This is a genomic window from Bacteroides helcogenes P 36-108 (assembly GCF_000186225.1).
Lineage (GTDB): Bacteria > Bacteroidota > Bacteroidia > Bacteroidales > Bacteroidaceae > Bacteroides > Bacteroides helcogenes.
In genome coordinates this window covers 3522340-3544476 of record NC_014933.1, presented here as the reverse complement: position 1 = coordinate 3544476, position 22137 = coordinate 3522340, and the positions used below count along the sequence as shown (strand labels likewise).

The 22137-nt window shown below is 41.4% G+C and carries 23 protein-coding genes; all 23 read left to right on the top strand.

Annotated elements, in window-relative coordinates; all coding sequences use genetic code 11:
* The first annotated feature begins 30 nt into the window (after positions 1-30).
* The 23 genes from BACHE_RS14705 to BACHE_RS14600 all read left to right on the top strand — a co-directional run bounded on the left by BACHE_RS14705 (position 31) and on the right by BACHE_RS14600 (position 22136).
* The gene (locus tag BACHE_RS14705) at positions 31-1518 is read left to right on the top strand and encodes a TolC family protein (protein WP_013548505.1); all 1488 of its coding nucleotides are present in this window, start codon (positions 31-33) and stop codon (positions 1516-1518) included.
* A 46-nt stretch (positions 1519-1564) separates the two neighbouring features.
* Complete coding sequence (locus BACHE_RS14700; RefSeq protein WP_013548504.1) at positions 1565-2920, top strand: sigma-54-dependent transcriptional regulator; 1356 nt, start codon at positions 1565-1567, stop codon at positions 2918-2920.
* 5 nt (positions 2921-2925) lie between these two features.
* Positions 2926-4242, top strand: coding sequence for a sensor histidine kinase (locus tag BACHE_RS14695; RefSeq protein WP_013548503.1), 1317 nt, complete (start codon positions 2926-2928; stop codon positions 4240-4242).
* A gap of 126 nt (positions 4243-4368) precedes the next feature.
* A complete protein-coding gene (locus BACHE_RS14690) occupies positions 4369-6930 on the top strand; it encodes a DUF5686 and carboxypeptidase-like regulatory domain-containing protein (protein WP_013548502.1) in 2562 nt (853 codons plus the stop codon).
* Positions 6931-7037: 107 nt separating this feature from the next.
* Positions 7038-8327, top strand: a complete 1290-nt coding sequence (locus tag BACHE_RS14685) for an inositol-3-phosphate synthase (RefSeq protein WP_013548501.1) — start codon at positions 7038-7040, stop codon at positions 8325-8327.
* A gap of 112 nt (positions 8328-8439) precedes the next feature.
* Positions 8440-8913, top strand: a complete 474-nt coding sequence (locus tag BACHE_RS14680) for a phosphatidylglycerophosphatase A family protein (protein ID WP_013548500.1) — start codon at positions 8440-8442, stop codon at positions 8911-8913.
* Complete coding sequence (locus BACHE_RS14675) at positions 8898-9425, top strand: GtrA family protein (RefSeq protein WP_041579469.1); 528 nt, start codon at positions 8898-8900, stop codon at positions 9423-9425. Before BACHE_RS14680 ends, BACHE_RS14675 begins: the two co-directional genes overlap by 16 nt.
* Entirely contained in the window at positions 9415-10065 is a 651-nt protein-coding gene (locus BACHE_RS14670) for a CDP-alcohol phosphatidyltransferase family protein (RefSeq protein ID WP_013548498.1), read from the top strand. The genes BACHE_RS14675 and BACHE_RS14670 overlap by 11 nt, the downstream gene beginning before the upstream one ends.
* Positions 10065-10997, top strand: coding sequence for a phosphoinositol dihydroceramide synthase (locus BACHE_RS14665; protein ID WP_013548497.1), 933 nt, complete (start codon positions 10065-10067; stop codon positions 10995-10997). The genes BACHE_RS14670 and BACHE_RS14665 overlap by 1 nt, the downstream gene beginning before the upstream one ends.
* A gap of 31 nt (positions 10998-11028) precedes the next feature.
* Positions 11029-12201 carry an iron-containing alcohol dehydrogenase gene (locus BACHE_RS14660; protein ID WP_013548496.1) on the top strand — a complete coding sequence of 391 codons (1173 nt, stop codon included), beginning with the start codon at positions 11029-11031 and terminating at the stop codon, positions 12199-12201.
* Between the two features lie 257 nt (positions 12202-12458).
* Complete coding sequence (locus tag BACHE_RS14655; protein ID WP_013548495.1) at positions 12459-13661, top strand: tyrosine-type recombinase/integrase; 1203 nt, start codon at positions 12459-12461, stop codon at positions 13659-13661.
* 273 nt (positions 13662-13934) lie between these two features.
* The gene (locus BACHE_RS14650; RefSeq protein WP_013548494.1) at positions 13935-14588 is read left to right on the top strand and encodes a transcription termination/antitermination NusG family protein; all 654 of its coding nucleotides are present in this window, start codon (positions 13935-13937) and stop codon (positions 14586-14588) included.
* A gap of 15 nt (positions 14589-14603) precedes the next feature.
* Positions 14604-14822: a hypothetical protein gene (locus tag BACHE_RS14645; RefSeq protein WP_013548493.1), complete on the top strand. Its 219-nt coding sequence runs from the start codon at positions 14604-14606 to the stop codon at positions 14820-14822.
* 187 nt (positions 14823-15009) lie between these two features.
* Positions 15010-15414, top strand: coding sequence for a sugar 3,4-ketoisomerase (locus BACHE_RS14640; protein ID WP_013548492.1), 405 nt, complete (start codon positions 15010-15012; stop codon positions 15412-15414).
* Positions 15411-15830, top strand: coding sequence for a sugar 3,4-ketoisomerase (locus BACHE_RS14635; RefSeq protein ID WP_013548491.1), 420 nt, complete (start codon positions 15411-15413; stop codon positions 15828-15830). The genes BACHE_RS14640 and BACHE_RS14635 overlap by 4 nt, the downstream gene beginning before the upstream one ends.
* Positions 15823-16380, top strand: a complete 558-nt coding sequence (locus BACHE_RS14630) for a GNAT family N-acetyltransferase (protein WP_041579465.1) — start codon at positions 15823-15825, stop codon at positions 16378-16380. Before BACHE_RS14635 ends, BACHE_RS14630 begins: the two co-directional genes overlap by 8 nt.
* Before the next feature lie 7 nt (positions 16381-16387).
* Positions 16388-17383 (top strand): 3-oxoacyl-ACP synthase III family protein, encoded by a 996-nt coding sequence (locus BACHE_RS14625; protein ID WP_013548489.1) that lies wholly within the window; start codon positions 16388-16390, stop codon positions 17381-17383.
* A complete protein-coding gene (fabG, locus tag BACHE_RS14620; RefSeq protein WP_013548488.1) occupies positions 17380-18111 on the top strand; it encodes a 3-oxoacyl-ACP reductase FabG in 732 nt (243 codons plus the stop codon). Before BACHE_RS14625 ends, fabG begins: the two co-directional genes overlap by 4 nt.
* A complete protein-coding gene (locus BACHE_RS14615; RefSeq protein ID WP_013548487.1) occupies positions 18108-18788 on the top strand; it encodes an enoyl-CoA hydratase/isomerase family protein in 681 nt (226 codons plus the stop codon). Before fabG ends, BACHE_RS14615 begins: the two co-directional genes overlap by 4 nt.
* A 51-nt stretch (positions 18789-18839) precedes the next feature.
* On the top strand, positions 18840-19946 hold the full coding sequence (locus BACHE_RS14610; protein ID WP_013548486.1) for a DegT/DnrJ/EryC1/StrS family aminotransferase: 1107 nt from the start codon (positions 18840-18842) through the stop codon (positions 19944-19946).
* 83 nt (positions 19947-20029) lie between these two features.
* Positions 20030-20194: a hypothetical protein gene (locus BACHE_RS17640; RefSeq protein ID WP_013548485.1), complete on the top strand. Its 165-nt coding sequence runs from the start codon at positions 20030-20032 to the stop codon at positions 20192-20194.
* 7 nt (positions 20195-20201) lie between these two features.
* Positions 20202-20798, top strand: a complete 597-nt coding sequence (locus BACHE_RS14605) for a GNAT family N-acetyltransferase (protein WP_041579463.1) — start codon at positions 20202-20204, stop codon at positions 20796-20798.
* 39 nt (positions 20799-20837) lie between these two features.
* The gene (locus BACHE_RS14600) at positions 20838-22136 is read left to right on the top strand and encodes an O-antigen translocase (protein ID WP_013548483.1); all 1299 of its coding nucleotides are present in this window, start codon (positions 20838-20840) and stop codon (positions 22134-22136) included.
* Position 22137: the final 1 nt, after the last annotated feature.

Below are 22137 nucleotides of genomic sequence, written 5' to 3'. Positions count from 1 at the left end.
TTCTGTTGGTGATAATTTTAAAGACTGAACATGAAAAATTTTTTTTTACTCACAGCTTGTTTTTTACTGTCCTTGGCTGTTTCGGCAAAAAACGACACGGCGGAACGTGAACGCAGTATCACCTTGTCAGAGGCCATCGCTCTGGCACGTAGTCAGTCCGTGGATGCAGCCGTTGCTTTGAATGAGTTGAGAACCGTTTATTGGGAATATCGTACTTTTCGTGCAGATTTGTTACCGGAAGTGAATTTTACCGGAACATTGCCAAATTATAATAAGTCGTACAGCACTTATCAAAATTCAGATGGTTCTTATAGCTTCGTCCGTAATAATACATTAGGCTTGTCTGGTCAGCTTTCTATTGATCAGAATATTTGGTTTACAGGTGGTAAGTTATCTTTGGCTTCTTCTCTGAATTATCTCAAACAGTTGGGGACGGGAGGAGACAGGCAGTTTATGTCTGTTCCTATAAGTCTCGAATTGACACAGCCCATTTTCGGTGTGAATAGTTTAAGGTGGAATCGTCGTATCGAACCTGTACGTTATGCCGAGGTAAAAGCAGCTTTTATTTCGGCTACGGAAGAAGTAACTATGAAAACTATCACATACTTTTTTCAGTTATTGTTGGCTAAAGAAGCACTTGCTACGGCACAGCAGAATAAAAAGAATGCTGATCGGCTTTATGAGGTGGCCATCGCAAAACGCAAAATGGGACAAATTTCGGAGAATGATTTATTGCAACTTAAACTGAATTCCCTGCAAGGTAAGGCTGACGTTACGGAAGCGGAAAGTAATTTGAATGCTAAGATGTTTCAGCTTCGTTCTTTTTTGAGTGTATCCGAACAAGAAAGCCTGAATCCGGTATTGCCTGCTTCTGTTCCTAATATCAAAATGGAGTATGACTATGTCTTAAATAAGGCGCTGGAACGTAACTCTTTTGCACAAAATATTCGGCGGCGTCAATTGGAAGCGGATTATGAAGTAGCTACGGCACGAGGGAACTTAAGAAGCATTGATCTTTTTGCCAGTGTGGGTTATACTGGACAAAATCGCGAATTTTCCTCTGCTTATCAGGATTTGCTTGATAACCAAATTGTAAAGGTGGGAGTTAAGATACCTATCCTCGATTGGGGTAAAAGGCGTGGAAAGGTACGGGTTGCAAGGAGCAATCGTGAAGTGGTCTTGTCAAAACTTCGTCAAGAGCAGATGAATTTTAATCAGGATATATTTTTGTTAGTGGCGAATTTCAATAATCAGGCACAACAGTTGGGTATTGCTGAAGAAGCGGATATTATTGCTGAAAAACGTTATCAGACCAGTGTCGAAACGTTTATGATCGGTAAGATAAGCACATTGGATCTGAATGATGCACAGAATTCTAAGGATAAAGCGCGTCAGAAACATATTTCTGAACTCTATTATTTTTGGTATTATTTTTACCAGCTTCGCAGTCTCACTCTTTGGGACTTTCAACATAATACGGAATTGGAAGCGGATTTTGATGATATCATAAGAGGATGAATTTATTTTTCTTTATTTTTGCAGGAAACAAACGGTAAAACTAATTATGATATTGATAATAGACGATGATAGTGCTGTACGCTCTTCACTTAGTTTTATGTTGAAACGTGCCGGTTATGAAGTAAAAACTGCTCCGGGACCACGTGAGGCCATAGATATTGTTCGTGCTGAGATACCCTCTTTGATATTGATGGACATGAACTTCACCCTTTCAACGACCGGTGAGGAAGGTCTTACTTTACTAAAGCAAGTCAAAATTTTCCGTCCTGATGTACCTGTCATTTTGATGACAGCATGGGGAAGTATTCAGCTTGCTGTGCAAGGTATGCAGACGGGAGCTTTCGACTTTATTACCAAGCCGTGGAATAATGCCGCTTTGTTACAGCGCATAGAGACGGCTTTAGAACTGACTACTGCTCCGGAGAAGGTTGAAGGAAAAGAAAGCAACAACTTGAACCGCGGTCATATTATCGGTAAGTCAAAAGGTTTGATGGATGTATTAAATACGGTTGCCCGTATTGCCCGTACTAATGCTTCTGTACTTATTACGGGTGAGAGTGGAACAGGTAAGGAACTGATTGCCGAAGCTATTCATGACAATAGTCAGCGTTTGAAACAACCTTTTGTAAAAGTTAATCTCGGAGGTATCTCGCAGAGTCTGTTTGAGAGTGAAATGTTCGGTCATAAGAAAGGAGCGTTTACAGATGCGATTGCCGATCGTACAGGGCGTTTTGAAATGGCTGATAAGGGAACTATTTTTTTAGATGAAATCGGTGATCTTGATCCATCTTGTCAAGTGAAGCTGTTGCGGGTATTGCAGGATCAGACATTTGAAGTGTTAGGCGATAGTCGCCCCCGTAAAGTAGATGTACGGGTGGTATCTGCTACCAACGCTGATTTGCGCAAAATGGTTTCTGAACATACCTTCCGTGAGGATCTTTTCTACCGGATCAACCTGATAACCGTCAAACTTCCTGCTTTGCGCGAACGTCGTGAAGATATTCCTTTGCTGGTTCGTCATTTTGCCGACTGCCAAGCCGAAGTGAATGGTTTGCCACATACGGATTTTTCGGCGGATGCTCTGAACTTCCTTTCACGCCTGCCTTATCCGGGCAATATCCGTGAATTGAAGAATCTGGTGGAACGTACTATTTTGGTCAGTGGAAAGACGGTGTTGGATGCTGTTGATTTTGATGTCCAGTATTTACGTCACGACGAATCGTCCAAGGTTGCCGATGGTAGTTCTTTCTCTGGTATGACGTTAGATGAAATAGAACGGCAGACTATTTTGCAAGCTTTGGAGCAGCATAAGGGAAATCTTAGTCAGGTAGCTGTGACATTGGGCATAAGTCGTGCGGCACTTTATCGCCGTTTGGAAAAATACAACATTAATTATGAATAACTTCTGTGCGCATTAAATTCTTCTTTTTCATACTTGTCCTCTTTCTGCTTGGTTTGGGCGGATTGCTGTTTCATTTTGTCGATAAAATACATTTCATGCATTTGTATATTATCGAGGGGCTTATTGCATTTATTCTGCTTTATTTGATAGTATTCTACCGTAAGATCGTAAAACCGATGAATACGATTGGTTGCGGTATGGAGTTGTTGCGTGAGCAGGATTTCAGCAGTCGCCTGAGCCAAGTGGGGCAATATGAGGCAGATCGTATTGTGAATATATTCAACCGTATGATGGAGCAACTCAAGAATGAACGATTGAGGTTGCGTGAGCAAAATCACTTTCTGGATCTGCTGATTCAGGCATCTCCGATGGGAGTTGTCATTACGACTTTAGACGGCGAGGTATCTCAGGTGAATCCGATGGCTGTAAAGATGTTGGGTGTCCGTTTGGAAGAAGTGATAGACAAGCCTTTGGATCAGGTGGATTCTCCGCTGGCAACTGAATTGGCCGTAATTCCAAAAGACGAGACGGCTGTGGTCCGCCTGAATGATGCAAATATCTATAAGTGCACTCATTCGACTTTCATTGATCGTGGATTTAAACATCCTTTCTTTCTGATAGAACGTATGACCGAGGAAGTGATGCGTGCAGAAAAGCGTGCGTATGAGAAGGTAATCCGTATGATTGCCCATGAAGTAAACAATACTACTGCGGGTATCACTTCTACATTAGATACTGTGGAGCAAGCTCTTTCCGCCGAAGAAGGTATGGATGATATTTGTGACGTAATGCGTGTTTGCACGGAACGTTGTTTTTCCATGAGCCGTTTTATTACCCGTTTTGCTGATGTGGTGAAGATTCCTGAACCGACATTGGCATCTGTGCGGTTGAATGATTTGGTAGCTATGTGCAAACGCTTTATGGAAGGCATGTGTAATGACCGCAAAATTAGTTTGAGGCTTGAATGTGATCCGGAAATTGGTTCAGTTCGTTTGGATGCTTCCCTTTTTGAACAGGTATTGGTGAATATCATTAAAAATGCTGCCGAGAGTATAGACTCTTTTGTCGGAGAATCGGGCAGACGGGGGGAGATTATAATCAGAACAGTAGCTCCCGCTTATATAGAAGTGATTGATAATGGTTCCGGAATCAGCAAGGAGGTAGAGGCTAAGCTTTTCAGTCCTTTTTTTTCTACTAAACCGAATGGGCAGGGTATTGGTCTGGTGTTTATCCGAGAAGTCTTGATTCGCCATAACTGTACATTTTCTCTTCGTACCTATAATGATGGCCTGACCCGTTTCCGCATCATGTTTAATGCTTAGTTTTATGCTTTGCAGAGTTTTTTGCCGGATGTTTAAGCACTTTAGGACATTTATTCTGCAAAACCGATCTTTCTGAAAAAGTTTTCTTCCGTACCTTTGCATCCTGAATTTAGGAGAAAAATAGGTATGAGATTGTTTTTTGGGGTAGCTTTGTTCATACAATTGGTTGCCCTGCCGTTGAAGGCACAATATATGGTGCAAGGCGTTGTTACTGACTCGTTGACGAAAGAACCGTTGCCTTATACATCTGTTTATTTGAAAGGGACTACGGAAGGAGGAATGACTGATGATAATGGTTGTTTTTCCTTCAAGACCTACAGACTGGAAGCTACACTGGTTATCTCAACTGTGGGGTATAATGAATATATTCAGTTGGTGCATCCCGCCCAAAGCGTACGTCTGCATATAGCGCTTTCATCGGCCACGTATGCGTTGGCTGAAATTGTGGTAACCCCCAAACATGAACGTTACAGAAAAAAAAATAATCCGGCAGTAGAGTTTGTGCGGAATATGATAGAGCATCGGGATGATTATTCACCGGATGAGCATGATTTCTGGCAGCGTGACCGCTATGAGAAGATGACATTTGCCATCAATAACTTTGATAGCATAAAACAGCAGAAGTGGATATATCGTAAATTCAAATTTTTGATAGATTATGTAGATACGTCGGCTGTGACAGGTAGGCCGGTACTGGCTATTTCTAATCGTGAGTTGCTCGCAACGGACTATTATCGTAAGTCACCATATAGTGAGAAACAGTGGGTACAGGCTCGCAGGCGGGCAGGAGTAGATGAGATTCTGTCTCAGCAGGGCATGGAGCAAGCTATCAGTGTCACGATGACTGATGTGAATATTTATGAGAACAACATTTCTTTATTTACGAATAAGTTTGTCAGTCCGCTTTCTTCTCTGGGACCTTCTTTCTACAAATATTATTTAATGGATACCCTTTCCGTTGCCGGGAAGCCTTGCGTGGATTTGACGTTTGTACCGTTTAATTCTGAGTCATTTGGTTTTACGGGGCATTTATATGTCGTGCTTGACAGTACATATTTCGTTTGTCGTGCAGTCTTGAACTTTCCTCAGAAAATAAATCTGAATTTTGTAGATTATATGAAGATAGAACAAAACTTTGACCGTGCAAAGGATGGAACAAGGCAACTAACCGATGAGAGCATAACTACTGAATTCAAGTTGGTGGATAGCAGTGATGGTATTTATGCTAAAAGAGATGTGTATTACCGAAATTATAAATACGAAGCTGATGATAAAGCTCTGCAAGCATTCCGTAAACCGGAAAGAGTCATTGAAGCTCTGGAAGCTTCTATGCGACCGGAAGCGTATTGGGATGCAAATCGTCATGTGAAAGTCAGCAAGAAGGAAACTTCTGTGGATAAGATGATGGTGCAGTTACGGGCTTATCCTGTATATTATTGGACAGAGAGAGTGCTAAAAGTGCTGTTTACGGGATATATTCCTGTCCCCCAAGAGAAAGCACCTCTATTATACATTGGCATGATGAATACTACTATCAGTGGGAATACGCTGGAAGGTGTACGGCTGAGGGCGGGTGGCATGACTACAGCCTGGCTTAATCCGCATTTGTTTGGTAAAGGGTACATTGCATATGGTTTTCGCGACCAACGGGTGAAAGGGCTTGCAGAACTGGAATACTCTTTCAATAAGAAAAAGGAGTATGCCAATGAGTTCCCCATTCATTCGTTGAAAGTTGGTTACTTGTCAGATGTGAACCAGTATGGACAACACTATTTATATACCAGTCAGGATAATGTTTTTCTTGCCTTGAAGCGTCAGAAAGATGATCGTATCGGCTATCAGCAAAAGATAGAGTTGACTTATACCAGTGAGTTTCATTCCGGCTTCTCCTATCAGTTGGTTACCCGTTCGAGACGTGACGAGTCTTCTCCTCTTATTCCTTTTATTAAACAGGAAGTCACAGTTGATCCTGGCCTTGCTACTATGGACAATCATATCGGGAGTATTCATACCAATGAGTTGGAGTTAAAATTACGTTATGCTCCGAATGAAAAATTTTTCCAGACTCAATGGAATCGCTTTCCGGTTTCATTGGACGCTCCTGTTTTTTCACTTTCACATATAATGGCTGCAAAGGGCGTTTTAGGAAGTGATTATACCTATCATTATACGGAAGTCGGATTTCAGAAACGCTTTTGGTTTTCGGCCTTCGGTTATACTGATATTATCCTGAAAGCCGGAAAGGTTTGGAACAAAGTTCCTTTTCCGTTATTGATTATTCCGAATGCAAACTTGTCTTACACCATTCAGCCGGAATCGTATTCATTAATGAATGCAATGGAGTTTATGAATGATGAATATGCTTCTTGGGATGTGACTTATTATTTGAATGGTTTTATATTCAACAGGATTCCATTATTTAAAAAGTTGAAATGGCGTGAAGTGCTTTCCTGCCGCGGTCTGTATGGTAATCTGAGTGATAAGAATAATCCCGATTTGAGTGACGGACTGTTCCGTTTCCCGCTTTCAAGCACCGTAATGAGGCATATGCCATACGTGGAGGCGGGTGTAGGAATCGAAAACATTTTTAAGATATTACGTGTTGATTATGTGTGGCGTTTGACTTATCGTGATTTGCCGGATATTGATAAATCCGGATTAAGGATAAGCTTGCACATGACTTTTTAACCTAATTCTGACTAATAGGACATTAAATCTGATAAAAAGACTAATTCCAATTGAGTAAAATACTCTAAATTTGAGCAATTTTTTAAACTCTAAATATTACAATGGCAATGAAAGAAAACATTAAACCGGCAACCGGACGTCTTGGCGTGTTGGTAGTTGGAGTAGGTGGTGCGGTTGCAACCACTATGATTACCGGCACACTGGCTGCCCGCAAAGGGTTGGCAAAAGCTATAGGCTCAATCACACAAATGGCTACCATGCGGATGCAGGATGGTAAGGAGAAGCTCATCAAGGATGTAGTGCCTTTGGTAGATTTAAATGATATCGTTTTCGGTGGCTGGGATATTTTTCCGGACAATGCATATGAAGCGGCTATGTATGCCGAGGTCTTGAAAGAAAAAGACTTGAATCTTGTAAAAGACGAGTTGCAAACCATCAAGCCTATGCCTGCCGCTTTCGATCACAACTTTGCAAAACGCCTGAATGGTACGCATATCAAGAATGCCGCTACCCGTTGGGACATGGTGGAACAGTTGCGTGAAGATATTCGTAATTTTAAGGTTGCCAACAACTGCGAGCGTATCGTTGTATTGTGGGCTGCAAGTACGGAAATTTACGTTCCTCTGTCAAAAGAACATGAGTCTCTTGCTGCTTTGGAAAAAGCTATGAAAGAAAACAATACCGAAGTTATTTCTCCGAGTATGTGTTATGCTTACGCTGCCATTGCAGAAGGTGCTCCGTTCATTATGGGGGCTCCTAATTTGTGTGTAGATACCCCGGCTATGTGGGAATTCTCCAAGAAAATGAATGTACCCATTTCCGGTAAGGACTTTAAGAGTGGCCAGACTTTGATGAAGACCGTTCTTGCTCCCATGTTCAAAACTCGTATGCTGGGTGTAAGCGGTTGGTTCTCTACCAATATTCTGGGTAACCGCGACGGAGAAGTGCTCGATCAACCGGAAAACTTTAAGACGAAAGAAGTAAGCAAGTTATCTGTTATCGACAATATCTTCGAACCTGAAAAATTCCCTGATCTGTATGGTGATGTTTATCACAAAGTGCGTATCAACTATTATCCTCCTCGTAAGGACAATAAGGAAGCATGGGATAACATCGACATCTTTGGTTGGATGGGCTATCCGATGGAAATCAAGGTTAATTTCTTATGTCGCGATTCTATTCTTGCCGCCCCTATTGCACTTGACTTGGTTATTTTCAGTGATTTGGCAATGCGTGCGGGTATGTGTGGCATTCAGACATGGCTGTCATTCTTCTGTAAGAGTCCGATGCATGATTTTGAACATCAGCCGGTACACGACTTGTTCCAGCAATGGCGTATGGTGAAGCAAACTATCCGTAATATGGTGGGTGAAACTGCACCGAGTTATTTGGATTGATAATTAATGATTAATATGATAGGATGGTAAGATGATAAGGCAGTAAAGACTGTCTTACCATTCTGCCATCTTGTTGTTTTTGTTTATCTTACCTATTTTTCTCCCGGATTGTATGAAGAAACCTTCCCTTCTATCCGTTATTATCGGCACGGGCTTTGGCTCAGGCTTTTCTCCTTTTGCTCCGGGCACGGCGGGAGCTTTATTGGCTACGCTTGTTTGGCTTGGTTTGTCTTGTCTTGTTTCGAGTGTCATTTTGTTGTGGCTGACGGTGGCAATGATTTTGGCTTTCACGGTTGCAGGTATATGGGCGTCCGATTGTCTGGAGGCATTTTGGGGTGAAGACCCTTCTCGTGTGGTTGTTGATGAAATGGTCGGAGTCTGGATTGTTTTGCTTGCAGTGCCTGCCGGACATATATGGTATGCATCGGGGGCGTTTGCTCTATTCCGATTGTTCGATATTTTTAAACCGTTGGGCATTCGCAAGATGGAAAACCTGCCTGGTGGAGTAGGGGTAATGATGGATGATATCTTATCCGGTGTTTATGGCTTTATTGTTTTGATTGCGGCAAGATGGATAATAGGATGAAAGAAAAAAACAGAGAAACCAAATGCCGTCATTCTGTATGGGTCTTTCTAAAGGCCCAACTGTCTGCGCAATTTGCGAGTTTTGTTGATTTCCTGATAACCATCCTTTTGGTAAAAGCTTTCGGTATTTTTTATCTTTATGCTACGTTTACGGGTTCTGTGGTGGGAGGCATAGTGAATTGTGCCATTAATTACAGATGGGTTTTTCATGCTGCAAATGTGAAGAAAACACATGTTGCCGTGAAATACCTTTTTGTTTGGGGAGCCAGTATTGTGCTCAATACTTGGGGAACATTTGCCTTGACAGAATGGCTCACCGGCATGATATGGGTAAACGGATTGTTGGGCTATTATGTTGATAATGTGTTTATCCTGTCAAAGATAATAGTTGCAGTATTGGTTGCTTTCTTCTGGAACTATCATCTGCAGCGGGTTTTTGTTTACCGGAATTATAACTTCAGGAGGTTTCTGAAACACGATTTGGAGAATAAAAAAGACGAGTATGAATTATAGAGATTATTTACAACAGGTGATTTACAGAATTATCAATCCTGTGGTGCGTGGCATGATTAAGATTGGTATTACACCTAATTTCATTACTACCACCGGATTGGTGCTGAATATCATGGCTGCTGCTTTGTTTGTTTATGCAGGCATGTATAAGAGTGGGGAACTGACTTATGTGGGCTGGGGAGGCGGTATAGTGCTTTTTGCCGGACTGTTTGACATGATGGACGGGCGTGTGGCACGTGTAGGCAATATGAGTTCAACGTTTGGTGCTTTGTTTGATTCGGTGCTCGACCGTTATAGTGAACTCGTGACGTTGTTCGGTATATTTTATTATTTGATGTTGCAAGGATATCTGTGGGGCTCCATGATTACGTTCATTGCTTTAATAGGTTCACTGATGGTGAGTTACGTGCGTGCCCGTGCCGAAGGATTGGGACTGGAATGCAAAGTTGGTTTTATGCAACGTCCCGAGCGTGTTGTGTTGACTGCTATCGGTGCTATTTTTTGTGGAGTTTTTAGTGACTGTACGGCATTCGATCCGATGCTGATATTGATTGTGCCTTTGGCGCTTATTGCCGTTCTGGCAAATTTGACAGCGTTCGCCCGTTTGTCGCATTGCTATAAACTTCTGAAAAATAAGTGATGAGAAATTATTTGTTTCCCTCTGTGAAAGAGGCGGTCTGGGTTATTATCATTACGGCGCTTTTTTTGATTCTGACAACGGTCTGCATCGGACTCCGTCCGGAACATATCTTGATGGCAGGGATATTTTTGGTATTGTTCTTTGCGGGAAAGACAACCCGTAAGTTGGCTCTGGCATTATTGCCTTTTTTCGTATTCGGCATTTCGTATGACTGGATGCGCGTGTATCCCAATTATCAAGTAAATCCTATCGACATAAAGGGGCTGTATGAGGCTGAAAAATCTCTTTTTGGCTTATCTGTCAATGGTACTACTCTTATTCCTTGCGAATATTTTGCACTATATCATTGTTCGTTGGCAGATTTCTTTGCCGGGATATTCTATCTTTGTTGGGTTCCGGTTCCCATTATATTCGGACTATGGCTCTATTTGAAGGGCGACCGCAAGATTTACCTGCGTTTTGCAATGGTATTTTTGCTGGTCAATCTTATAGGTTTTGCCGGGTATTACATTCATCCTGCCGCCCCACCTTGGTATGCCATGAATTATGGTTTCGAGCCTATACTCGATACTCCGGGCAATGTGGCAGGTTTGGGACGTTTTGATGAATTGCTGGGCTGTTCTGTCTTTAATTCTATCTATGGGCGCAATGCCAATGTTTTTGCGGCAGTGCCTTCACTCCATGCTGCCTACATGGTAGTGGCTTTGGCCTATGCCGTCATGGGATATTGCAGGAAATGGTTGGTAGCTCTTTTTGCTGTTATAATGGTCGGTATCTGGTGGACAGCCGTTTATTCGGGACATCACTACCTGATAGATGTGCTGTTGGGCGTTTCGTGTGCCCTGTTGGGAATTCTGGTCTTTGAAAAAGGGTTGATGAAATGGGGAGCGTTTAAACGTTTCTTTGGAAGATATGGTGAATACATTGAATGATATTTGATTCGATAGTAAAATAAATACGAATATGAACAATTTCGTCTTTTATAGCCCTACGGAGTTTGTCTTCGGAAGGGATACAGAAATGCAGGTGGGCGCATTGGCGCGCAAGCAGGATGCCCGCAAGGTGATGATAGTATATGGCGGTGGTTCCGTTGTCCGTAGCGGTCTGTTGCAGCGGGTGAAGACCTCCTTGCAGGAAGCCGGTGTTCTGTATTGCGAAATGGGAGGCGTGCAGCCTAATCCCATAGACACGAAGGTTTATGAAGGTATCGAATTTTGCCGTCGCGAGCAGGCAGACCTGATGCTTGCCATAGGCGGCGGTTCTGTCATTGATACGGCAAAGGCCATTGCCGCCGGTGTACCTTATGAGGGTGACTTCTGGGATTTCTATGTCGGCAAGGCCAAGGTAAAGAAAGCTTTGAATGTGGCAGTGATACTTACAATTCCCGCTGCGGGCAGTGAAGGTTCGGGCAACTCCGTGATTACTAAAGTGGACACTCTCCAGAAATTGAGTCTCCGTGTGCCTGAATTGCTGCGTCCGGTTTTCTCTATCATGAATCCGGAACTGACCTATACACTGCCGCCTTTTCAGACGGCTTGCGGCATTGCCGACATGATGGTACATATCATGGAACGCTATTTCACCAATACGCAGCAGGTGGAAATAAGCGACCGCCTTTGCGAAGCTACATTGATGGCTGTTATCAAGGAGGCATACCGCGTCAAGCAGAACCCGGATGACTACGATGCGCGCGCTAATATCATGTGGTGTGGTACTATCGCCCACAATGGAACTTGCGGAGTTGGTTGTGAGGAAGATTGGGCTTCGCACTTTCTTGAACATGAGGTAAGTGCCCTCTACAATGTGACGCATGGTGCAGGATTGGCAGTGATTGTTCCTGCTTGGATGACTTTTATGGCTGAACATCATCCCAAGAAGATAGCCCAGTTTGCCATCCGAGTCTTTAATGTGCCCCAATCGGAGGATTTGGAAGAAACGGCTTTGGCCGGTGTTTCCCGCTTGAAGCACTTCTTCCGTTATATGGGACTTCCGGTAAACTTCAAGGAACTGGGTATTGTAAATCCCGATATAGACCGCTTGACAGATAGTCTGCATCGCAATAAGGGAGAATTTGTGGGCAATTATATGAAGCTGACAAAGAAAGACAGTAAGGAGATATACCGTCTGGCACTATAAAGAAACTCCGTCATTGTTTTAACCGCTTAATTCTGCTGCCCTCTTCTCATTATCTATCGAAAAAAGAACACTGTATACTAACAAAACTCCGTCATTGCTTAGGCATTGGCGGAGTTTTTTATTATTTCAAGGGAAGTTCTTCTTGTATAAAAAAGCAAGGCTGGCATTGTATGCAAAAATGATATAAAACAAAAGCCTGTAAGATTCCGTCATTATATTGAACCAATAGAAATAGTATTTAATAAAAGATGGCATCAATGAAAATGAAATTTAGAGTGTCTTCTGTTCCGGGAAGAATGGGTACTTTGTATTTTCAGATTATCCACAAGAGGGTTGTGAAGCAAATTAAGACAGAATATAAAATTTATACAAACGAATGGAGAGAAAGAACAGGCGACATAGTCAAAAGATCCCCCGTTTCTGATAAGCGCACTGTGGAACTGAAAATTATCCGGGATAAGATACAGTGGGAAATGCACTGTCTGGAAAGTGTCATTCATGAATATGAAAACAGCGGGGCCTCCTATCAGGTAGAAGACGTAATCAAACGTTACAAAGAAAACTCTCTTGCCAAAACATCCGTCTTCGAATTTATGCGGAGCCAGATAGAGCGTCTTAAAAGGTTGGGCAAAGTCCGAACCGGCGAAAACTACCAGGTGGCATTGAATAACCTGATGAAATTCAGAGGAGGTGTCGACCTTTATTTTGAGACATTGGATGCGGATATGATAGAGCAATATGAAGGATGGATGAAAGCCAAGCCTTTGAGCCGCAATACCAGTTCTTTCAACATGCGTATTCTGCACAGTGTTTTTAACAAGGCGGTGACGGCCAGGCTCGTTCCGGAATCCAATCCTTTCAAAAATGTATATACAGGCATCGACAGAACCTCCAAGCGTGCCATCACGCTTTCTGACATCAAACGTATCAAAGGACTGGATTTGTCTGATGCCCCCACCCTGGATTTTGCCCGTGACATTTTCTTGTTTTCTTTCTATATGCGTGGAATGTCCTTTATCGATATCGCCTATCTTCGTAAGAAAGACTTGTGCAATGGTTACGTTGTTTACAACAGGAAGAAAACCGGACAGCAGCTTGTGGTGTGCTGGGAGAAGCAGATGCAGAATATTGTAGATAAATATGGGGAAACAGGCACGCAATATCTGTTGCCCATCATTCAGAGGGAGGATGGCACGGAGAACAGACAATATAAAAACAAGATGCTTCTGCTGAACCGGAAACTGAAAAAAGTGGCGGTCAGGGCTAAACTACAGACACCGCTCACACTGTATGTGGCACGCCATTCGTGGGCAAGCATCGCTAAGGCTAAGAATATATCCATTGGCATTATCAGTGAAGCAATGGGACATGATTCGGAAACTACCACACAGATTTACCTCGCGTCTATACAAACGAACCGGATAGATGATGCAAACCGTAATATTTTAAAAGGTTTGTAATGTCTGAAGAATAAAAAAATGTTTGGTAAATTGGAGATACTCTTATATAGAGTACGTCTATCGCTGCAAATATAGGGACTTATTTTGAAATACAACAACTTAATTGTTGAAAAAGCAGGAAATGACTGTGATTAATTTCTGCATTTAATAATCAATGTTTTACAAAAATCATTCAGGCTATATTTAATTAGTTGAAAGTCAGCTATTCTATAAATCAGACGTACTCTATATAAGAGTGCGTCTGATTTTGGGGTAAAATTTTGCACCAAAAGAATGAATGATAATATGCAGAAAAATGCTACAAGGTTGGATATGGCTAAGACGGTTCAAAAGACCGACGACGCCGTAGGCATACACAAAAGTGGCCGCCAACCTAAACATTGGTATGTTGCTATTGTAAACAATCATTCAGAAAAGTTGATAGCCGATGAACTGGTCAAGCGTATCAAGAACCAGAAAGAAGACGAAAAAGACTATGAGGTTTATGTTGCTGTCCAAAAGGAGATGCGGGTTTTGTGCAACGGCAAACGCAAGCAAGTGGAACGCATCATTTTCCCGGCTCTTATTTTTATCTATTGCACCGATTTGGTGAGAAGAAAGGAGATTGCCTATCTTCCTTACATAAAACGCTTCATGGTAAACATCGCAGGGGCGCAGCAGAATGGACATCGTCCCGTTGCCGTTATCCCGGAGCGTCAAATGATTCAATTAAAACGGATGGTTAATGATGCCGAAAACCCGGTCGTGTTTGATTCACGTCCTTTGCATCTGGGCAAAAGAGTCCGCGTCAACGGTGGAAAGTTGATGGGGCTGGAAGGGCATATTCTGCAATGTTCAGATGGAAGCATCAATTTGGTGATAATGATTGATATCTTGGGTTGTGCAAAAGTGAACATCACACGGGATATGTTGGACTTGATAGAGTAGATTTTTACATAAGATATGGATATAAATTATAAAATGATTGATACTCAGCGTATCATGGATTACATTTCTTCTTTTCCGGAAGCCGTTTCTGTAGAAAGCATTATCCTACATTCCGGGGCAGATAAGTTGCGTGTGTATCCTGCCCTGTTTGAACTGGAACAAAACGGATGGTTAGCGGTGGTTGAAAGGGAAGACTTGGGGGCGCCAACAACCGTTCGTAAAAGAGAAAGTTGAAAAACGCCTTATATCGTAGCAATTCATGTCACTATGATGAAACAGAACTAACCATTCTTTCTATAAATACTAAAAATCAGTTCAACTTTTGACTTGATTGATAGGAAAACTGCCTTTAGGCGGCTTTCCCTAAGTAGTATGTCATTTTTGGACGCAAATAAACTCTCACTTTATTCTTTCTTTTACAATGAACTTAACAAATGTAGAAGTAATTGACTTGCCTAAATTCTTAGACAAGCGTGGCAATCTGTCTTTTGCTGAAGAATTCAAGCAGATACCTTTTAAGATAGCAAGAAGTTATTGGATTTATGATGTACCGGGTGGTGAACCCCGTGGTGGTCATGCTTATAAGGAAAACCAAGAGTTTATCATCGCTCTTTCCGGAAGTTTTGACGTAGTACTGGACGATGGTAAAGAAAAGAAAACATTTACTTTGAACCGTTCTTACTATGGTCTCTACGTTCCCAAAGGAATATGGCGGGAAATGATAAATTTTTCTACCAATTCATTAGCATTGGTGTTGGCTTCTACCTCATACAATGAAGCCGACTATATTTATAATTACGAACTATTTAAAAGTCATAAGCAATGAAAGGAAGTAAAGTTTATGATTGTACAATGATTGAGCTCGACAAGCACCATAGCGAGCGGAAAGGAAATATTTCAGTCGTTGAGAATGCAGATACAGTTCCATTTGATGTAAAACGTACTTATTATCTGTATGACGTTCCCGGTGGTGAAAGTCGTGGCGGACATGCGCACAAAGAATTAAGCCAACTGATTGTCGCAGCCAGTGGCAGTTTCACGGTCACGCTTGACGATGGCAACGTGAAGCGTACTTTTCTGCTGAACCGCCCCTATCAGGGTCTTTACGTAGTGCCCGGCATTTGGAGAACGTTGGATGATTTTTCTTCGGGGGCTGTGTGTTTGGTATTGGCTTCACATGGGTATGATGAGAGTGATTATATAAGAGATTATGATGAATTTATAGAATATAAAAATGAATAAATTGAACTGTATTCCTGTTCGAGAGGCATGGCAAGTGGAGCTGATGCGGTGTATATATAATGAGAATCTTGAGATGCTTAGTACACACCCTTTGCCTCATAGAACTTATGAAGCACAACAATCTTGGTGGCATGAAAATTCAAATCATGTCCACGCCTATCTTTATGAGCCTTATGCCAAGCCCGGCAAATTTGTAGCTTTTCTATTGCTTCGCATTAGAGACGGTTTCTGTACACCGACAATTGCCATTCAGAGAGAAGAGTGGGGCAGTGGATATGGACAAGAAATAGTACATGATTATATAGAAAAAGCGAATGGCCCAATAGCAGGAACCCAATTACAATGTAATAAGGCAATTTGTCATATCAATCAGAAAGTTGGGTGGCAAATTCTTGGTGAGTCTGATGAGGGTGATGGGAAAATAGATTTATTGTTTCATCCCGGCATTAATCCGGATAATCGCTGTACCAAAGAGGTCGTGTTGAATATCCTTCAGTATTTGGGCATAGACCCTACATCTTTCGACTTTTCTATTATTAACCAGTTATAATTCTATTATGAGACAAGTAATACGCAATGTGAAAATTCTTGGGACGGGTTCATATGTTCCTCCTAAAGTATATACAAATAAATATTTGGAGACAATCGTGCCGACAAACGATGAATGGATTCAGGCTAATTTAGGAATAAAGGAACGGCACATTGCGGCAGATAATGAGACGACGAGCGATTTGGCGGCTCAAGCAGGTCTTAATGCGATTAGTAATGCCGGTTTAAACGTTGGTGACATTGACCTGATTATAGTGGCTACGGCGACTCCTGACCGAAAGGCGCCTTCTACGGCAGCTATTGTCCAATACAAGATGAAAGCGTTTAATGCGGCTGCTTTTGATATAGCGGCAGTGTGCAGTGGTTTCCTGTTCGCTATGTCTATTGGAACTCAGTATATTGCCAGTGGTGTATATAATAATGTCCTTGTGATAGGGGCGGATACCTTTAGTAGAATTGTTGATTGGACAAGACGTGATGCCGTATTTTTTGGAGACGGATCTGGTGCGGCTGTTTTAACCTCAGCCAATGTGGTTGAAGGTTTTCTGGCATATCGCCTCTATACGGATAGCAGCCATGAGCATTTGGGATTTACAGTTCCGGCTGGTGGCTCAGAAATGCCCATCACTCCGGAAATATTGGAGAAGGGACTTCAATATTTTCAAATGGATGGTAAGGCTGTCTTTAATTCAGCTACACAAGCTCTGCCCCGTGCCATTTATCAGGTGCTTGAAGATACCGGACTTTCCATTAGTGATATAGACTTGATGATACCTCACCAACCCAGTATAAAAATTCTTAGAAAAACATCTGAGATAATAGGACTTCCTTTTGAGAAAGTCATGACAAATATGGATAAGTATGCCAATACATCAAGTGGTACTATCCCGATTCTTCTTGATGAGGTGAATAGGACTGGTCGCATTCATAAAGGTGACAATGTCTTGTTTGCAGCAGTAGGTAGCGGGTGGACTTATGGAGCTTCGATAATAAAATGGGGATGATGACAGAGAAAACCGTTTTTATAACAGGAGGAGATAAAGGCATCGGAAAAGGTATAGCAGCATGTTTGGCGGCTATTTACAAAAATGTAATCATCACTTACAATCGCAACGAAGCTGGTGCAAAAGAATTGGCAGACTTATATCCCAATGTTAGTTACTATCAATGCGACTTGGAGGATTATAGTTCAATAGAGACTGTCGCTCATCAGGTGTTACAAGTCTTTGGAGGGGTTGATGTGCTAATAAATAATGCGGGTGTTGAGAATGATGCCACTTTCCTAAAAATGGAACCTTATCAATGGAATCAGGTTTTGAATATAAATCTCGGTTCAATTTATTTTTTTTCCCATGCCTTTATTCCTTCCATGATACAAAGAGGTTGGGGGAGAATTGTAAATTTTACAAGTATTGCCGGTTATACAGGGGCTTTTGGCAAGTCCAATTATGCTGCATCAAAAGCCGGTATAGTAGGATTTACAAAATCTCTTTCTTTGGAGTTTGCTGCTAAAGGGATTTGTGTGAATGCGGTAGCACCTGGGGCTATTGAAACGGATATGCTGATGCGTATACCAGAAAAATACAGATTTAAGATATTGGAAAATATACCGTCCCACAAATTTGGTAAGGTGGAAGATGTGGCGAATCTGGTAGAATTTTTGATATCAGAAAAGGCGTCTTATATCAATGGTCAGACTATTCATATTAACGGAGGCTCTTTTAGTATATGATTCACTGGAAAATAGATGATGGCATTGGAGTGGTGACATTTGATAGTCCGAATGGAAATATGCTGACATTGAATGATCTGCAATCATTTAACAAAATATTGTCAGAGTTGCCACTGAATGTGGAAGCGCTTCTTATTGAAGGAAGTGATCATGCATTTTGCACGGGAGTTAAGGTTGACTCTTCTGAAGTGGTAAAGACTTTTGAACAACTGGATTGTCTTCTGTTGCAATTATATGCTATGAAAATTCCTGTATCCATTGCTTTGCAAGGTCATGCTATTGGAGCAGGTTTCTTGTTGTTGTGCTGTGCAGATTATGTTTATTCCGTTGGGAGTGAACGGATGAAGTTCGGATTGCCGGAAGTGAAATTGGCATTAGGTGTTGATGAATTGATGATTAATTTGCTTCATTCCACTCTTCCACTATCAGTAATGGAGCCTCTTATATCTATGGGAGAGTATGTGAATTATAGGAAAATGATAGAATGGAAATTGATAGATGAGATTACAGTGGACTCTCCTCAAGAAAAATGCATCATTTGGATGAAAGAAAGAACTGGATGCAAGCAAAGTTTTTGTTTCTGTAAACAGATTATGAGGAAAGATGTATGTATGAAAATGGCTGAAGCATACCGCCAATCTTGTTATTTAGAGTTGGCCGGTTTATTTCATAGATGATTTTGTGACTAATGTAGTATGATTAAGTAATAGCGGAACTTATATAATGATATGATAAAGTTTTTAGACTTACAGAAAATCACGGGCAAATATGCCAGGGAGATTCATGAAGTAGTAAACCGTGTGGTAGACTCCGGTTGGTATCTTCAGGGAAAAGAGAATGAACGGTTTGAAGCGGATTATGCCCGGTATATAGGAACAAAACAGGCCATTGGCTGCGCCAACGGTTTGGACGCCTTGATATGGATATTCCGTGCGTATGTGGAAATGGGTGTGATGCAGCCGGGTGACGAGGTGATTGTACCTGCCAATACCTACATTGCTTCCATCTTTGCCATATCAGAAAATGGGCTGAAGCCTGTATTGGTGGAGCCAAGCATTGAAACCTACCAGATAGATGATGCTAAGATAGAAGCTGCCATTACGGAGCGCACCAAAGCCATCTTGATAGTCCATCTGTACGGGCAGTGCGCCTATACGGATAAGATTGGTGAGCTTTGCCGGAAGTATAATCTGAAGCTTGTGGAAGACAATGCGCAGGCTCATGGATGTAAGTTCAACGGACGGAAGACGGGCTCTTTGGGAGATGCGGCGGGTCACAGTTTCTATCCGGGCAAGAACCTGGGCGCCTTCGGCGATGCGGGTGCGGTGACTACCGATGATGAAGCGCTGGCTAAGGTGGTGCGTGCGGTAGCCAACTACGGTTCCACTCAAAAATATGTCTTCAAATACATCGGTCGCAACAGCCGTTTGGACGAAATACAGGCGGCGGTGCTTGCTGTGAAGCTGAAACATCTGGATGAAGATGTGGCGCTCCGCAAAGAGGTGGCTAAATATTACATCGACCACATAACCAACCCTCACATTGTCACTCCGATTATCAAGGATTGGGATGCACATGTATTCCATATTTTCACCATTCGTACCAAGAAGCGTGACGAATTGCAGAAGTATCTGGCGGAAAACGGTGTGCAGACTATTATCCACTATCCTATCCCCCCGCATAAACAGGAATGTTATAAGGAATGGAACAATCTTTCATTTCCGGTCACGGAACAGATTCATGCGGAAGAATTGAGCCTACCGATGAGTCCGGTAATGACCGAGGAAGAAGTGAAAGAAGTGGTGAGGTTGCTGAACGTCTGGGAAAGCTGCTGATATGAAAACTTCCGTAGTTATTTGCTTGTTACCGAAAAATATCGTTTCTTTGTATCAGGATATAAAGTAGAGGAAATAGAATTATGGCAGTAGATTATCCATCCATTCCTGTATTGACGGGAAAAGCAGCAACGGATTTTGTAATTCGTGCAGAGAAGAACGCGCGTCGTCGTACTCCCAAGTTGACGAAGCGTGAAAAGGAGATTTTGAGAATTGTCCGTGAGAAATCAGAGAAATTCTCTTTTTGATAGTTGAATGGAATATCCTCTTTACCAACAATGCACGATGCTTTCTTATGATGAGGAAGTCCGGAACTTGTGCTATCCTTTCTCTTGTGGAAATGTGGAACTTGATGATTTCTTTGAGAATGGGGCAGACAACTATGCAGAAGAATTGTTGGGAAAAACTTATTGTTGGGTGACAGACAGTTCTCCCAAGCAGATAGTGGCAATATTCACAATCTCCAATGATAGTATAAAGACAAAAGACTTATTGTCAACGGCAAAAAATAAATTGCAGCGGCATATCAACAATATGAAAAGGGGACGCAGCTATCCCGCAACATTGATTGGTCGTTTTGCTGTAAATCAGCAATTTCAAGGTTGTGGTTATAAGATAGGTTCTCAAATGATGGAATTTATTAAAAGCTGGTATCGTGAAGAAGATAATAAAGCCGGTTGCCGCTTTCTTGTGGTAGATGCCTATAATAAAGAGGAAATATTGAAGTTTTATTATTCCAATGGCTTTTTGCCGTTGCACAAAACGGAAGAAGATGAAAGAGATTTTTATGGCATTACTTCAGCCGAAATTCTTCGTACCCGTTTGCTTTATTTCGATTTGAAGACTAAATAATTTCAACTATATTTATTCACATTCATTTTAGTTTAGCTCATGCGAGAGTTAATCCAGCGTTCTATTTCCTTATTCCGCCGTGCCGCTAAGGCAGATATTGTGAAAGTTTTTTCTTTCACTGCCGTGTCTACTTTGGTGAAAATGTTGACAGGATTGATCAGCGTAAAGGTCGTTGCATCTATAATTGGGCCTGCTGGAGTTGCTTTGGTAGGGCAACTGAATAACTTTGCCTCCATTGCAATGACTGTGAGCAGTGGAGGTATCAATAGTGGTATAACCAAATATATTGCTGAGTATAAAGAAAATAAAGACATTGTGTGTAGTTATCTTTCTACCGCATTACGTATTACTGTTATCTGCTCTATTAATGCTGGCATATTGATGATATTATTTCACAGCTATCTAAGTGAATATATCATGTTATCACCAGAATACGGCTATGTATTTATTGTTTTTGGTTTCACAGTGCTACTTTATGCAGTCAATATGATGCTTATTTCTATTGTCAATGGTTTCAAAGAATTTAAACGATACGTATATATTAATATTGCCAATAGTATTTTAGGCTTATTTTTTACACTTGCTTTTGTTTTAACTTTAGGATTGAAGGGTGCATTAATAAGCGCAGTAACCTATCAGAGTGTAATGTTGATTGTAACAATATGGATGCTCCGTAAGTTAGCGTGGTTTAAATGGAGGTATTTCAAAGAAAAGTTGAATTGTACAATTTCAAAGAAGTATTTACAATATACCATAATGGCAATAGCAACCACCTCCACTTTGCCGATAGCCCAAATGTTACTTCGTGGATATGTAATATCAGAGATATCTCCCATTGAAGCCGGTTGGTGGGAAGGAATGAATCGCATATCTAATATGTATCTGATGATTATTACCTCCTCGTTTAGTGTATATTATCTTCCTAAGCTTAGTGAATTAACTGATTTAAGAGAGTTACGCCATGAGATATTCAATAGTTATAAAATAATTATCCCTATGCTTCTGGTTGGTTTTATATGTGTTTATCTACTTAGGCATTTTGTTATTAGATTATTGTTTACTCCAGAATTTCTTCCGATGGAAAGTCTCTTTGTTTGGCAGTTGATAGGGGACTTCTTTAAAATATGTAGTTGGGTATTGTCCTTCTTGATGGTTGCCAAATCAATGACGAAAGCTTTTGTTGCTACTGAAATATTCTTTTGTTTATCTTTTGTTGGCTTAGGATTTCTTTTTATGAATTGGAATGGAGTGATTGGAATTACGCAAGGATATCTAATAAATTATGTATTCTATATGCTTGCGATGTTGTTTATCTTTCGTAAACTAATATTTATTTAAT

Bases quoted from the DNA above. Each gene is read 5' to 3' on its own strand.
- BACHE_RS14680 (WP_013548500.1), top strand. From the start codon at position 8,440: ATGAAGAAACCTTCCCTTCTATCCGTTATTATCGGCACGGGCTTTGGC.
- BACHE_RS14685 (WP_013548501.1), top strand. From the start codon at position 7,038: ATGAAAGAAAACATTAAACCGGCAACCGGACGTCTTGGCGTGTTGGTA.
- BACHE_RS14605 (WP_041579463.1), top strand. From the start codon at position 20,202: ATGGAATATCCTCTTTACCAACAATGCACGATGCTTTCTTATGATGAG.
- BACHE_RS14640 (WP_013548492.1), top strand. From the start codon at position 15,010: ATGAACTTAACAAATGTAGAAGTAATTGACTTGCCTAAATTCTTAGAC.
- BACHE_RS14610 (WP_013548486.1), top strand. From the start codon at position 18,840: ATGATAAAGTTTTTAGACTTACAGAAAATCACGGGCAAATATGCCAGG.
- BACHE_RS17640 (WP_013548485.1), top strand. From the start codon at position 20,030: ATGGCAGTAGATTATCCATCCATTCCTGTATTGACGGGAAAAGCAGCA.
- BACHE_RS14630 (WP_041579465.1), top strand. From the start codon at position 15,823: ATGAATAAATTGAACTGTATTCCTGTTCGAGAGGCATGGCAAGTGGAG.
- BACHE_RS14615 (WP_013548487.1), top strand. From the start codon at position 18,108: ATGATTCACTGGAAAATAGATGATGGCATTGGAGTGGTGACATTTGAT.
- BACHE_RS14645 (WP_013548493.1), top strand. From the start codon at position 14,604: ATGGATATAAATTATAAAATGATTGATACTCAGCGTATCATGGATTAC.
- BACHE_RS14670 (WP_013548498.1), top strand. From the start codon at position 9,415: ATGAATTATAGAGATTATTTACAACAGGTGATTTACAGAATTATCAAT.
- BACHE_RS14655 (WP_013548495.1), top strand. From the start codon at position 12,459: ATGAAAATGAAATTTAGAGTGTCTTCTGTTCCGGGAAGAATGGGTACT.
- fabG (WP_013548488.1), top strand. From the start codon at position 17,380: ATGATGACAGAGAAAACCGTTTTTATAACAGGAGGAGATAAAGGCATC.
- BACHE_RS14600 (WP_013548483.1), top strand. From the start codon at position 20,838: ATGCGAGAGTTAATCCAGCGTTCTATTTCCTTATTCCGCCGTGCCGCT.
- BACHE_RS14675 (WP_041579469.1), top strand. From the start codon at position 8,898: ATGGATAATAGGATGAAAGAAAAAAACAGAGAAACCAAATGCCGTCAT.
- BACHE_RS14660 (WP_013548496.1), top strand. From the start codon at position 11,029: ATGAACAATTTCGTCTTTTATAGCCCTACGGAGTTTGTCTTCGGAAGG.
- BACHE_RS14665 (WP_013548497.1), top strand. From the start codon at position 10,065: ATGAGAAATTATTTGTTTCCCTCTGTGAAAGAGGCGGTCTGGGTTATT.
- BACHE_RS14625 (WP_013548489.1), top strand. From the start codon at position 16,388: ATGAGACAAGTAATACGCAATGTGAAAATTCTTGGGACGGGTTCATAT.
- BACHE_RS14705 (WP_013548505.1), top strand. From the start codon at position 31: ATGAAAAATTTTTTTTTACTCACAGCTTGTTTTTTACTGTCCTTGGCT.
- BACHE_RS14635 (WP_013548491.1), top strand. From the start codon at position 15,411: ATGAAAGGAAGTAAAGTTTATGATTGTACAATGATTGAGCTCGACAAG.
- BACHE_RS14650 (WP_013548494.1), top strand. From the start codon at position 13,935: ATGAATGATAATATGCAGAAAAATGCTACAAGGTTGGATATGGCTAAG.
- BACHE_RS14690 (WP_013548502.1), top strand. From the start codon at position 4,369: ATGAGATTGTTTTTTGGGGTAGCTTTGTTCATACAATTGGTTGCCCTG.
- BACHE_RS14700 (WP_013548504.1), top strand. From the start codon at position 1,565: ATGATATTGATAATAGACGATGATAGTGCTGTACGCTCTTCACTTAGT.